This is a genomic window from Pseudomonas sp. VD-NE ins (assembly GCF_031882575.1).
Taxonomy (GTDB): domain Bacteria; phylum Pseudomonadota; class Gammaproteobacteria; order Pseudomonadales; family Pseudomonadaceae; genus Aquipseudomonas; species Aquipseudomonas fluorescens_BZ.
Genome location: NZ_CP134772.1, coordinates 2,712,724 through 2,725,693, shown reverse-complemented (window position 1 = coordinate 2,725,693; position 12,970 = coordinate 2,712,724). Strand labels below are relative to the sequence as shown.

At 60.2% G+C, this 12,970-nt stretch carries 12 protein-coding genes; 7 read left to right on the top strand and 5 right to left on the bottom strand.

Annotation, left to right across the window (positions count from 1 at the left end; all coding sequences use genetic code 11):
- Nucleotides 1-3: 3 nt before the first annotated feature.
- From RMV17_RS12080 to fabI, 4 genes are read left to right on the top strand one after another with little or no spacing between them, the layout of a single operon-like run.
- A complete protein-coding gene (locus tag RMV17_RS12080) occupies nucleotides 4-1,077 on the top strand; it encodes a microcin C ABC transporter permease YejB (RefSeq protein ID WP_008088514.1) in 1,074 nt (357 codons plus the stop codon).
- A gap of 1 nt (nucleotide 1,078) precedes the next feature.
- Nucleotides 1,079-2,098, top strand: a complete 1,020-nt coding sequence (locus RMV17_RS12075; RefSeq protein WP_064587187.1) for an ABC transporter permease — start codon at nucleotides 1,079-1,081, stop codon at nucleotides 2,096-2,098.
- A gap of 1 nt (nucleotide 2,099) precedes the next feature.
- Nucleotides 2,100-3,710, top strand: a complete 1,611-nt coding sequence (locus tag RMV17_RS12070; protein ID WP_311886642.1) for an ABC transporter ATP-binding protein — start codon at nucleotides 2,100-2,102, stop codon at nucleotides 3,708-3,710.
- A gap of 19 nt (nucleotides 3,711-3,729) precedes the next feature.
- On the top strand, nucleotides 3,730-4,524 hold the full coding sequence (gene fabI, locus RMV17_RS12065) for an enoyl-ACP reductase FabI (protein ID WP_007910591.1): 795 nt from the start codon (nucleotides 3,730-3,732) through the stop codon (nucleotides 4,522-4,524).
- A gap of 294 nt (nucleotides 4,525-4,818) precedes the next feature.
- Here the strand turns inward: fabI and RMV17_RS12060 are convergent, their stop codons facing one another.
- From RMV17_RS12060 to RMV17_RS12045, 4 genes are read right to left on the bottom strand one after another with little or no spacing between them, the layout of a single operon-like run.
- Entirely contained in the window at nucleotides 4,819-5,784 is a 966-nt protein-coding gene (locus RMV17_RS12060) for a sensor domain-containing diguanylate cyclase (RefSeq protein ID WP_311886641.1), read from the bottom strand.
- A gap of 55 nt (nucleotides 5,785-5,839) precedes the next feature.
- Nucleotides 5,840-6,418 (bottom strand): hypothetical protein, encoded by a 579-nt coding sequence (locus RMV17_RS12055; RefSeq protein ID WP_212621683.1) that lies wholly within the window; start codon nucleotides 6,416-6,418, stop codon nucleotides 5,840-5,842.
- Between the two features lies 1 nt (nucleotide 6,419).
- Nucleotides 6,420-8,582 carry a xanthine dehydrogenase family protein molybdopterin-binding subunit gene (locus tag RMV17_RS12050; protein WP_311886640.1) on the bottom strand — a complete coding sequence of 721 codons (2,163 nt, stop codon included), beginning with the start codon at nucleotides 8,580-8,582 and terminating at the stop codon, nucleotides 6,420-6,422.
- A 22-nt stretch (nucleotides 8,583-8,604) separates the two neighbouring features.
- Complete coding sequence (locus RMV17_RS12045) at nucleotides 8,605-9,060, bottom strand: (2Fe-2S)-binding protein (protein WP_003224136.1); 456 nt, start codon at nucleotides 9,058-9,060, stop codon at nucleotides 8,605-8,607.
- Nucleotides 9,061-9,326: 266 nt separating this feature from the next.
- On the opposite strand from RMV17_RS12045, the gene RMV17_RS12040 reads away from it, so the two are divergent.
- Entirely contained in the window at nucleotides 9,327-10,157 is an 831-nt protein-coding gene (locus tag RMV17_RS12040; protein ID WP_095118413.1) for an alpha/beta fold hydrolase, read from the top strand.
- A gap of 142 nt (nucleotides 10,158-10,299) precedes the next feature.
- Here RMV17_RS12040 and RMV17_RS12035 read toward each other — a convergent pair whose 3' ends face one another.
- Nucleotides 10,300-10,692, bottom strand: coding sequence for a GFA family protein (locus RMV17_RS12035; RefSeq protein WP_311886639.1), 393 nt, complete (start codon nucleotides 10,690-10,692; stop codon nucleotides 10,300-10,302).
- A gap of 302 nt (nucleotides 10,693-10,994) precedes the next feature.
- Between RMV17_RS12035 and RMV17_RS12030 the strand changes: the two genes are divergently transcribed.
- Both RMV17_RS12030 and RMV17_RS12025 read left to right on the top strand, forming a co-directional pair.
- On the top strand, nucleotides 10,995-12,020 hold the full coding sequence (locus RMV17_RS12030) for an ABC transporter substrate-binding protein (protein WP_108226379.1): 1,026 nt from the start codon (nucleotides 10,995-10,997) through the stop codon (nucleotides 12,018-12,020).
- On the top strand, nucleotides 12,017-12,964 hold the full coding sequence (locus RMV17_RS12025) for an ABC transporter permease (protein WP_171057330.1): 948 nt from the start codon (nucleotides 12,017-12,019) through the stop codon (nucleotides 12,962-12,964). The genes RMV17_RS12030 and RMV17_RS12025 overlap by 4 nt, the downstream gene beginning before the upstream one ends.
- Nucleotides 12,965-12,970: the final 6 nt, after the last annotated feature.

The window sequence follows — 12,970 nt, the reverse complement described above, 5'->3', positions numbered from 1 at the left end:
CAGATGCTGGCGTATATTTTTCGGCGACTGCTGCTGATCATCCCGACCCTGTTCGGCATTTTGCTGATCAATTTCGTGATCATTCAGGCCGCGCCCGGTGGCCCGGTGGAACAGATGATCGCCAAGCTCGAAGGCTTCGAAGGCGCCACCAGCCGGATTGCCGGCGGCGGTGCCGAGGTGTCGGTGGCTGGCTCGTCCTATCGCGGCGCGCAAGGTCTGGACCCGGCGCTGATCAAGGAAATCGAGCACATGTACGGCTTCGACAAATCGGCCCCGGAACGTCTGTGGATCATGGTCAAGAACTACGCGAAGCTGGATTTCGGCGACAGTTTTTTCCGCGACGCCAAGGTCATCGACCTGATCAAGGAAAAGATGCCAGTGTCGATCTCGCTGGGGCTGTGGAGCACGCTGATCATGTACCTGGTGTCGATCCCGCTGGGGATCGCCAAGGCCACGCGGCACGGCAGCCATTTCGACGTCTGGACCAGTTCGGCAATCATCGTCGGCTATGCGATCCCGGCGTTCCTCTTTGCGATTTTGCTGATCGTGGTGTTTGCCGGCGGCAGCTATCTCGACTGGTTCCCGTTACGCGGACTGACGTCGAACAACTTCGATGAACTGAGTTTTGGCGGCAAGATCCTCGATTACTTTTGGCACTTGGCGCTTCCAGTGACGGCGCTGGTGATCGGCAACTTCGCGACCATGACCCTGCTGACCAAAAACAGCTTCCTCGATGAGATCAACAAACAGTACGTGGTCACCGCCAAAGCCAAAGGTCTGACGCGTCATCGCGTGCTCTACGGTCACGTGTTCCGCAATGCCATGCTGTTGGTGATCGCCGGGTTCCCGTCGGCGTTCATCGGCATCTTCTTCACGGGCTCCTTGCTGGTGGAAGTGATCTTCTCCCTCGACGGCCTCGGGCTGATGAGTTTCGAAGCGGCGATCAACCGCGACTACCCGGTGGTGTTCGGCACCCTGTTCATCTTCACTCTGCTCGGGCTGGTGGTGAAACTGATCGGCGACCTCACCTACACCCTTGTCGATCCGCGCATCGACTTCGAAAGCCGGGAGCATTGAGATGAACCTGTCCCCTCTCAACCGCCGCCGCTTCGAACTGTTCAAAGCCAACAAGCGTGGCTGGTGGTCGCTGTGGCTGTTTCTGATCCTGTTCGGCCTGAGCCTCGGCGCCGAGCTGATCGCCAACGACAAACCGTTGGTGGTGCATTACGACAACAACTGGTACTTCCCGGCGATCAAGCGTTACCCGGAAACCACCTTCGGCGGCGAATTCCCACTTGAAGCCAACTACAAGAGCCCGTACATCCGCGAACTGCTCAAGGCCAAGGATGCGTGGGTGCTTTGGGCGCCGATTCCCTACAGCTACCAGAGCATCAACTACGACCTGAAAGTCCCGGCCCCGGCGCCGCCCTCGGCGGACAACCTTTTGGGCACTGATGATCAGGGCCGCGATGTGCTGGCGCGGGTGATTTACGGTTTCCGCATTTCGGTGCTGTTCGCGCTGACGCTGACCGTGTTGAGTTCGATCATCGGCGTGATTGCCGGCGCGCTGCAGGGCTTCTATGGTGGCTGGGTCGATCTGGCTGGACAGCGTTTTCTGGAGATCTGGTCGGGTTTGCCGGTGCTTTATCTGCTGATCATTCTCGCCAGTTTCGTCCAGCCGAATTTCTGGTGGCTGCTGGGGATCATGCTGCTGTTCTCGTGGATGAGCCTGGTCGACGTGGTGCGCGCCGAGTTCCTCCGAGGCCGTAACCTTGAATACGTGCGCGCGGCGCGGGCGCTGGGCATGCAGAACGGCGCGATCATGTTCCGCCACATCCTGCCCAACGCGATGGTCTCGACCATGACGTTTATGCCGTTCATCCTCACCGGCGCCATCGGCACTCTCACCGCTTTGGACTTCCTCGGTTTCGGCTTGCCGGCCGGCAGTCCGTCGCTGGGTGAACTGGTCGCCCAGGGTAAATCCAACCTGCAAGCGCCGTGGCTGGGCATGAGCGCGTTTGCCGTGCTCGCCTTGATGTTGAGTTTGCTGGTGTTTATCGGCGAGTCCGCTCGCGATGCCTTCGACCCGAGGAAGTGAAATGAATCAGGACAATCTGATCGAAGTGCGTGACCTCGCCGTCGAATTCGGTTTCGGCGAGCGCGTGCACCGGGTCGTCGAAGGCGTGAGTTTCGACATCAAGCGTGGCGAAACTCTGGCGCTGGTCGGCGAATCCGGCTCGGGCAAATCGGTGACCGCGCATTCGATCCTGCGCTTGCTGCCCTATCCGATGGCCCGCCATCCGGCCGGCAGCATCAACTATGCCGGGCAAAACCTGCTGGGTTTGAGCGAAAAGACCATCCGCCACATTCGTGGCAACCGTATCGCAATGATTTTTCAGGAGCCGATGACCTCGCTGAATCCGCTGCACTCGATCGAGAAGCAGATCAACGAAGTCCTCGGCATCCACAAGGGCCTGACCGGCAAAGTTGCGACCAAACGCACGCTGGAGCTGCTGGAGATGGTCGGCATCCCCGAGCCGCACAAGCGCCTCAAGGCTCTGCCCCACGAATTGTCCGGCGGCCAGCGTCAGCGGGTGATGATCGCCATGGCCCTGGCCAACGAGCCGGAACTGCTGATTGCCGATGAGCCGACCACGGCGCTGGACGTGACCGTTCAGCTGAAAATCCTCGATTTGCTCAAGGAATTACAGGCCCGATTGGGCATGTCGCTGTTACTGATCAGTCACGATTTGAACCTGGTGCGAAGAATTGCGCATCGCGTATGTGTCATGCAGCGCGGTTGCATCGTCGAACAGGCATCGTGCGCAGAGCTGTTCCGTTCGCCGCAGCATCCGTACACTCGGGAATTGCTCGGCGCGGAGCCCAGCGGAGGCCCGGCGAGCAATAAAATCGGCGCGCCGCTGCTTGAGGTCGAGGACCTGAAAGTCTGGTTCCCGATCAAGAAAGGCCTGCTCAAACGCACGGTGGATCACGTCAAGGCAGTGGACGGCATCAATTTCAGCCTGCCTCAGGGTCAGACCTTGGGGATTGTGGGGGAAAGCGGTTCCGGCAAATCCACGCTGGGTCTGGCGATTTTGCGGCTGATCGGCAGCAAAGGCGCGATCCGTTTTGAAGGCAAGCAGCTAGACTGCCTGACGCAGAACGAGGTTCGCCCGTTGCGTCGGGAGATGCAGGTGGTGTTTCAGGATCCGTTTGGCAGCCTGAGCCCGCGCATGTGTGTCAGCGATATCGTTGGCGAAGGCCTGCGGATTCACAAGATGGGCACCGCGACCGAACAGGAAGCGGCGATTATTGCAGCATTGAAGGAGGTAGGTCTGGATCCGGAAACCCGGCACCGCTACCCCCACGAGTTTTCCGGTGGGCAACGGCAACGAATCGCCATTGCCCGGGCCTTGGTGCTGAAACCGGCGCTGATCCTGCTGGACGAGCCGACATCCGCGCTCGACCGGACGGTGCAGCGGCAAGTGGTGGAGCTGTTGCGTTCACTGCAAGCCAAGTACAACCTGACGTATTTGTTTATCAGCCATGACCTGGCTGTCGTCAAAGCGCTGAGCCACCAGTTGATGGTGGTCAAGCATGGCCAAGTGGTCGAACAGGGAGACGCGCAAAGTATTTTTGCCGCCCCCCAACATCCGTATACACAGCAGTTGCTGGAAGCCGCTTTTTTGGCACCAGCCACTGCGCAATAACCTGAAAGAGGAGCAACACATGGGTTTTCTCGCCGGTAAGCGCGTACTGATCGTCGGTGTCGCCAGCAAGCTGTCCATCGCATCCGGCATCGCTGCCGCCATGCATCGCGAGGGCGCTGAGCTTGCCTTCACTTATCAGAACGACAAACTGAAAGGTCGTGTTGAAGAATTCGCTCAAGGCTGGGGTTCGAGCCCTGAGCTGTGCTTCCCGTGCGACGTGGCCAGCGATGAAGAAATCGCCAAGGTCTTCGAAGCACTGAGCAAGAAGTGGGACGGCCTGGACTGCATCGTCCACTCCGTTGGTTTCGCCCCGGGCGACCAACTGGACGGCGACTTCACCGAAGCCACCACCCGTGACGGTTTCCGCATCGCTCACGACATCAGCGCCTACAGCTTCGTGGCCTTGGCCAAAGCCGGTCGCGAAATGATGAAAGGCCGCAACGGCAGCCTGTTGACCCTGTCGTACCTGGGCGCCGAGCGCACCATGCCTAACTACAACGTGATGGGCATGGCCAAGGCTTCGCTGGAAGCTGGCGTACGTTACCTGGCCGGCTCCCTGGGCCCGGACGGCACCCGCGTCAACTGCGTATCGGCTGGTCCGATCCGTACCCTGGCAGCGTCGGGCATCAAGAACTTCCGCAAGATGCTGGCCGCCAACGAAGCGCAAACCCCGCTGCGTCGCAACGTCACCATCGACGAAGTCGGCAACGCCGGCGCCTTCCTGTGCTCCGACCTGGCGTCGGGCATCAGCGGTGAAATCATGTACGTCGACGGCGGCTTCAACACCACCGCCATGGGCAACATCGAAGAGTGATCTTCGCCTAGCCAATAAAAAACCCGCCTTTTCAGGCGGGTTTTTTTATGCCTGCAACACTGTCCCCTGTGGGAGCGAGCCTGCTCGCGATAGCGTCCATTCAGTCACCTGTTCATTGCCTGACCCACCGCTTTCGCGAGCAGGCTCGCTCCCACATGGCTTTGTGGTGAACCGGGACTTTGTGAACACCGAAGGTACCTGTAGGAGTGAGCCTGCTCGCGATGGCGGTGGGTCAGCCGATGAAGATGTTGAATGTGCGGACGCTATCGCGAGCAGACTCACTCGGTGCATTCGCTAACAACGCTTCAAGGCCTGCTTGTGCGCATACATCGCGCCATCGGCATCCGCCAACAGCCTGTCCACGGTCTCATGGCGCTTGGCGTCATATTCGATCTGACCCACGCTGAAGCGAATCGCATAGCCCCGGTGCAACGTGGCGTTACGCTCTTCAAGGATATCCTTGAGCCGCGCCATGATCGCTGTGGTTTCGATATGGCTGGAACCGGTCAGCAACGCCACAAACTCATCCCCGCCCAACCGCCCGACCACGTCACTTTCGCGAAAGGCGATACGCAGCACGTCGGCAAAAGTCTTCAGCGCACTGTCACCCTCGGCATGCCCATACAGATCGTTGATCTGCTTGAAGTCATCAAGATCAAAAAACAGCAAGGTCGCTGGTCGTGCCAGCCGCGCGCAGGCGTCCAATCCATGCTGCGCCAACTGCTTGAAACCACGGCGATTGGACAGCAAGGTCAATTCATCCATGCTCGCGATCTGCACAGCGGCCAACTCTTGCTCGGCCATTTCCGCCAGATCACGCAACAACGCACGTTCTTCCTCGTCGAGGTCGCGAGGCTTGGTGTCGATCAGGCACAGCGTGCCCATTTTGTTGCCATTGGGCACAGTCAGCGGGTAACCGGCGTAGAAGCGAATGTTCGGCGCGCCAGTCACCAGCGGATTGTCATGGAAGCGCACATCCTCGCGGGCGTCCGGCACCAACAGCAGGCCGTCGTTAAGAATCGCGTGGCCGCAGAACGAGACATCCCTCGACGTCTCGCTGACATCAAGCCCCACGCACGACTTGAACCACTGCCGATTGCTGTCGACCAGCGTGACCAGTGCAATCGGCACATTGAACAGGCGTTTGGCCAACCGTGTCAGTCGGTCGAAACGCTCTTCAGGGGCGGAATCGAGCAGTTCGAGACCGTGCAGCGCTTGAACTCGCGCCGTTTCATTCGCGGGTTTTCCTGGAACCAGCATCAGCACACTCCATTGGCAACAATGCTTTCAAGCGTAGCGCTAATTTGGCAATGGCTCACATTTGCGCCACAGGGCATGGCCCGCCCGCATCGGCCCAGAGCTTGAATTGCGCGACAAAAATATCGTGCGGCACCGGCACGGGCGCACGCCCTGCCCCGGGATTCCAGCCCCACAGCACCAATTTATCTTCGCTGACGTGTTTGATCAGCGCGGCAAAGTCGCGGTCACCATTGCTCGAACGGTCCTTGATCATCGCGCAGAGCTTGTCCGGTGGCAGGCCGATCCAGGCCATTTTGTGCGCCGCCGGTGGCAGGCTCCAGTGCGGCGCCCCCGGCGGCGCATGCGGGCCGTAACTGGCCGGCGGATTGTTTTCTGCGTGGCAGGTTGCACAGGGCAAACCGGCGGCACCCTTGCCGTCCATGCCGCGTACCACGTTCATGGCGTGGGGGATGCCGGCGTCGAACTGCAACGGCGAATCACCGGGAATGTGGCAGTTCTGACAGCGCGGACTCTGGAAGACTTTCTGCACCGTGGTGAAGGCCTTCAGCGCCTCCTGATCATCGGCAAACAGATCCGAGGCATAACCGCCCAGCCCCAGCAAAATCACCGTGCCCAACACTAGATGTCGTTTCATCTCACACCCCCGACAGTTGCAGCGGCAACTCGCGCAGGCGTTGCCCGGTCAGGGCGAACACCGCGTTGGCCACGGCTGGCGCAGTCGGCGGCACACCGGCCTCGCCGATGCCGCCGGGCTTGTCGCTGCTGGGCACGATGTGCACTTCCACCACCGGCATCTCGTTGAGCCGCAGCACCTGATAATCGTGATAGTTGGACTGCACGACCGCGCCATCCTTGAGCGTCAGCTTGCTGTGCAGCGCCATGCCCAGCCCAAAAGTGATGCACGATTCCATCTGCGCAGCGATGCTCTGCGGGTTCACCGCGATCCCGCAGTCCACCGCACAAACCACGCGATGCACGCGAATGGCCAGATTGTCCTGCGACACCTCGGCGACCTGCGCGACATAACTGCCGAACGACTCGTGTACCGCCACGCCCAGCGCATGGCCGTCCGGCAGAGGAGCTTTCCAATTGGCCTTTTCCACCGCCAGATTGAGCACACCCAAATGTCGAGGATGATCCTTGAGCAGCGTTCGTCGGTACTCGACCGGATCCTTGCCCGCCGCCGTGGCCATTTCATCGATCAGCGATTCCATGACGAAAGCAGTGTGGCTATGCCCCACCGAGCGCAGCCACAGCACGTTGATCCCGGTCTGCGGCGAATGCAGATCGACCTGATGATTGGCCAGGCCTTTGACGTAAGGGCTGTCGGCCACGCCTTCGACCGAAGTCGGGTCGATGCCATTCTTGACCATCATCGCTTCCATCAACGTGCCGGTCATGATCGACTGCCCGACCAGCACGTGTTGCCAGCTCGACGGCAAACCATCAGCGCCCAGACCGATCTTCGCCTGATGCAGGAACATCGAACGGTAGTAACCGCCGCGAATATCGTCTTCGCGCGACCACACGGTTTTCACCGGCAGCGCGGCGGCTTTGGCCACTTGCACCGCTTCGGCGACGAAGTCTGAGGTCGGGTTGGCGCGACGGCCAAAACCGCCGCCAAGGAATTCGGTGTGGATTTCCACTTGCTCCGGTTTCAGTCCGGTGATCTTGCCGGCGACCATTTGATCCAGCGTCTGGAATTGTGTGCCGGTCCAGATCTCGCATTTTTCCGCGCTGATCTTCACCGTGCAGTTGAGCGGTTCCATCGGCGCGTGAGCCAGATAAGGCACGCTGTATTCAACGTCGATTTTCTTCGCGGCTTTGCCGAAACTGCCTTTGGCATCCCCGGCCTGACTGGCTGAAGTGCCTTGTGTCGTGGCCAGCTTGCGGAAACTTTCCAGCAGCTTTTCACTGCTCAGATCGGCATGCGGGCCCAGATCCCAATCTATCTTCAGCGCATCCCGCCCCAGCTTCGCCGCCCAATAATGATCGGCAATCACCGCGACACCGGTCGGCACTTGCAGCACTTTGTGCACGCCCGGCACCGCCAGCGCTTCAGCACCTTCGAAGGATTTAACGCTGGCACCGAATACCGGTGGGCGCGCGACCATCGCCGTCATCAAGCCTTCAAACTGCACATCCATGCCGAACTTGGCGCGACCGGTGATTTTCTCCGGCGTGTCGAGGCGTTTGGTCGGTTTGCCGATGACCTTCCAGTCCTTGGCTTCCTTGAAGGTGATCGATTTCGGATCCGGCACCGGCAGTTGTCCGGCGGCATCTGCCAGCTCGCCGTAAGTCGCGCGCTTGTCGCCAGCGATCACCACACCCGATTCGGTGCGAATCGCCGATGGCGCCACTTCAAAGCGTTTGGCCGCCGCCTCTACCAGCATCTGCCGCGCCGTCGCACCCGCCAGTCGGTAACGGTCAAACTCCATCCACGTCGACGTCGAGCCACCGGTAATCTGCATGCCGCCAAACCCCGGCATGCCGTAATCCGCCGCCGACGCTGGCGAATGTTCAACGCGGATCTTCGACCAGTCGGCATCCAGCTCTTCGGCAATCAACATGGTCAGGCCGGTCCAGATGCCCTGGCCCATTTCCGAATGCCCAAGCAACACGGTGACGCTGTTGTCTGCCGCAATCCGCAAGAACGCATTTGGCGCAAACACCTTGCCTTCATTCTCGGCTGCATAGGCAAACCTGTGGCCGCCGGGGACGACAAACGCCACCACCAAGCCGCCGCCCAACACGGCGCTGCCCTTGAGAAAACCGCGACGCGATACAGGACTGTTCATCGTCTATCTCCCACAGATTGAATCAGCCGATTTCCGATGCGCGTTTAACTGCTGCGCGGATCCGGGGATAGGTGCCGCAACGGCAGATATTGCCGGAGAGCGCCTGATCGATATCGCTGTCGGTGGGTTTGGGGATTTTCGCCAGCAGTGCCGCGGCCGACATGATCTGCCCCGACTGGCAATAACCGCACTGCACCACGTCGAGTTCGGCCCAGGCTTGCTGCACCGGGTGCGAGCCGTCGGTGGACAGGCCTTCGATGGTGAGGATTTTCTGGCCATGGGCCACGGCGGTCGCGGGCGTGATGCAGGCGCGCAACGGCGCACCGTCGACGTGCACGGTGCAGGCCCCGCACTGGGCCATGCCGCAACCGAATTTGGTACCAGTCAGGTGCGCAACATCGCGCAGGACCCAGAGCAACGGCATGTCCGCGGGGACATCGAGCTCCTGATCCTTGCCATTGATATTCAAGGTCAGCATCGGGGTTTTTCCTCAGACTCACGGTGTTCTGAAGGGGCGCCGCTGTGGCCATCGATGCCTACGCGCGCCTCGGCTTATCCCTTTCAGCAAAGCCTAATTTGCGCGTCAAGCCAGACGTTGCGACCACCGGTCATGCAGATGTCGACTTTAATCCTACAGTTGATAACGGCTCTCACCGAGCCTGCACAGTAGAAAACTCGTCATGAGCGAAACCGGTCCGCGATTACCGCGCGGGTTATCCATCAGATTGGTCTGGAGTTGCGAACATGGGATTTGTCACCAGCAAAGACGGCGTCGAGATTTTCTACAAGGACTGGGGCCCGAAAGACGCACCGGTGATCCACTTCCACCACGGCTGGCCGCTCAGTTCGGACGATTGGGATGCGCAGATGCTGTTCTTTCTGGGCAAAGGTTTCCGGGTGGTTGCCCATGATCGCCGTGGGCATGGGCGTTCGAGCCAGGTCTGGGACGGGCACGATATGGATCATTACGCCGACGATACGCTGGCGGTGGTCAATCATCTGGGTCTGAAGAACGTTGTGCATGTCGGTCACTCGACCGGTGGCGGTGAGGTGATCCATTACATCGCCCGCCATGGTCAGGACAACGTGGCCAAAGGTGTGCTGATCAGTGCAGTGCCACCGTTGATGGTGCAGACCGAGAGCAATCCGGGTGGTCTGCCAAAGTCGGTGTTCGATGATTTTCAGGCGCAACTGGCGGCGAACCGGGCGCAGTTCTATCGGGATATTCCCACCGGGCCGTTTTATGGCTACAACCGGCCAGGAGCCACGCCTTCGGAGGGGATTATTGCCAATTGGTGGCGTCAGGGCATGATCGGCGGCGCCAAGGCGCATTACGACGGAATCGTCGCGTTCTCGCAGACGGATTTCACCGAGGACTTGAAGAAAGTCACCGTGCCGGTGCTGGTGATGCATGGCGAGGACGATCAGATTGTGCCGTATGCGGACTCGGGCCCGTTGTCGGCGAAACTGCTGCCGAACGGCACGTTGAAGTCGTATCCGGGGTTCCCGCACGGGATGCCGACGACGGAGGCGGAGACGATTAACGCGGATCTGCTGGCGTTTATTCGCGGTTGAGTTGAACAGCAGCCATCCACTTCCCCTGTGGGAGCGAGCCTGCTCGCGAAAGCAATCTGTCAGTTGAACTTGAGCTGAATGACCCACCGCTTTCGCGAGCAGGCTCGCTCCCACAGGGGTGATGTGATTGGGCTCACGTCCATTATTCTTCTGTGCGACTTGTACTCTCGCGATCACGTTCATAGTGGTGAGCCAGTGGCAGCGCCGGTAGCCACGACTCACGGCGAAGGGTCCACAGTTCATAAGTGGGTTTGAACAGGTTCGGCTCATCGAGCGACCCTACATTGACTTCGACTTCGTCCGCCGAACGCGTGAACACAGGTGAGCCGCAGCGCGGGCAGAAAAATCGCCCGTTGTAGTCGCGGATTTCGCCGGTGACCGTCAGCGCCTGTTCGGGGAATATCGCCGAGGCGTGAAACAACGCACCGTGGCGTTTGCGGCAGTCGAGGCAGTGGCAGATGCCGACGCGGTAAGGCTGACCTGTCACTTCAAAACGGACATCGCCGCACAGGCAACCACCGCTAAATCGGTCCATGGTGCACCTCCTCTTCAGAAACCGAAATTACCGATCATGCAGATTGGCAGCCCCAACCTCTCCTGGAGGGAAAGAGGACTGACCGCGCTCAATGTCTAAAATTTCTCCTCATCTTGCAAACCAGACACCTCACAAATCCCCAGCCGCCAGATAACCGGTAAGGCAAAGTGCTTGCACAAAGTTTGGAATACCATAATATGATATTCCATAGACCGGACGCTCAAACGAACGTCCGGCTACTGCTCCCGATAGGCGGGCAACAACGCAAGCCCGCTCAAAAACACAACAATGAGGGCGTGAAAATGGTGTTGAACAAAGCTGCAACCGCGATCTTTTTGGCGGGACTGCTCAGCGTCACCGGCCAGGCTGCAATGGCTGCCGAAAGCGTGAACTTCGTCAGCTGGGGCGGAAGCACCCAGGATGCGCAGAAACAGGCCTGGGCCGATCCGTTCAGCAAGGCCAGCGGCATCACCGTCGTGCAGGACGGCCCGACCGACTACGGCAAGCTCAAAGCCATGGTCGAGAGCGGCAACGTGCAATGGGACGTGGTCGATGTCGAAGCCGATTTCGCCCTGCGCGCCGCCGCTGAAGGCCTGCTCGAACCCCTCGATTTCAAAGTCATTCAGCGCGACAAGATCGACCCGCGTTTCGTCAGCGATTACGGCGTCGGCTCGTTCTTCTTCTCCTTCGTCCTCGGCTACAACGAGGGCAAACTCGGCGCCAACAAGCCGCAGGACTGGAGCGCCCTGTTCGACACCAAGACTTACCCGGGCAAACGCGCCCTGTACAAATGGCCAAGCCCCGGCGTGCTCGAACTGGCGCTGCTGGCCGACGGCGTAGCGGCTGACAAGCTCTACCCGCTGGATCTGGATCGCGCCTTCAAAAAACTCGACACAATCAAGAAAGACATCGTCTGGTGGGGCGGCGGCGCGCAGTCGCAGCAACTGCTGGCGTCCGGTGAAGCGAGCATGGGCCAGTTCTGGAACGGTCGCATTCACGCCCTGCAAGAAGACGGCGCCCCGGTTGGCGTGAGCTGGAAACAGAATCTGGTCATGGCCGACATTCTGGTCATCCCCAAAGGCTCGAAAAACAAGGACGCGGCGATGAAGTTTCTGGCCAGCGCCAGCAGCGCCAAAGGCCAGGCCGACTTCTCTAACCTGACCGCCTACGCCCCGGTCAACCTCGACAGTGTGGAGCGTCTGGATTCGACGCTGGCCCCCAACCTGCCGACTGCCTACGCTAAGGATCAGATCACTCTTGATTTCGCGTACTGGGCCAAAAACGGCCAGGCCATCGCGACACGGTGGAACGAATGGCTGGTCAAATGAAAATGGCGGCCACCGCGTCCCGTCCCTCCACTGCCACCGGGAGCGCCGCCAGCGCTGCCGGCTCGGCCCACGGAACACAGGCGGTTGCGATGCAGCAAGCCCCGTCCCTCAGACAACGCTGGCGCGGCGCCGGCAACCTCGTACCGGCGCTGCTGTTCATCGGCCTGTTCTTTCTCGCGCCGTTGATTGGCCTGCTGTTGCGCGGCGTGCTCGAACCGACGCCAGGCCTTGGCAACTATGAGCAATTGTTCGCCAACTCGGCGTATGCCCGGGTGCTGCTCAACACCTTTTCGGTGGCCGGGCTGGTGACGCTGTTCAGCCTGCTGCTGGGCTTTCCGCTGGCCTGGGCGATCACCTTGGTGCCACGCGGCTGGGGGCGCTGGATCCTCAACATCGTGCTGCTGTCGATGTGGACCAGCCTGCTCGCCCGCACCTATTCGTGGCTGGTGTTGCTGCAAGCGTCCGGTGTGATCAACAAGGCCTTGATGGCGATGGGCATCATCGATCAGCCGCTGGAAATGGTCCACAACCTCACCGGCGTGGTGATCGGCATGAGCTACATCATGATCCCGTTCATCGTCCTGCCGTTGCAGGCGACCATGCAGGCCATCGACCCGATGATCCTGCAGGCCGGCTCGATCTGCGGCGCCAGTCCGTGGACCAACTTCTTCCGGGTATTCCTGCCGCTGTGCCGGCCCGGTCTGGCCTCCGGTGGCTTGATGGTGTTCGTCATGTCGCTCGGTTACTACGTGACCCCGGCGCTGCTCGGCGGGGCGCAGAACATGATGCTGCCGGAGTTCATCATTCAGCAGGTGCAATCGTTCCTCAACTGGGGCCTGGCCAGTGCCGGCGCCGCGTTGCTGATCGCGATCACTTTGGTGCTGTTCTACTTCTACCTGAAGCTTCAGCCGGAATCCCCGGTTGGCGCCAGTAACGCGAGGTAAGCCGAC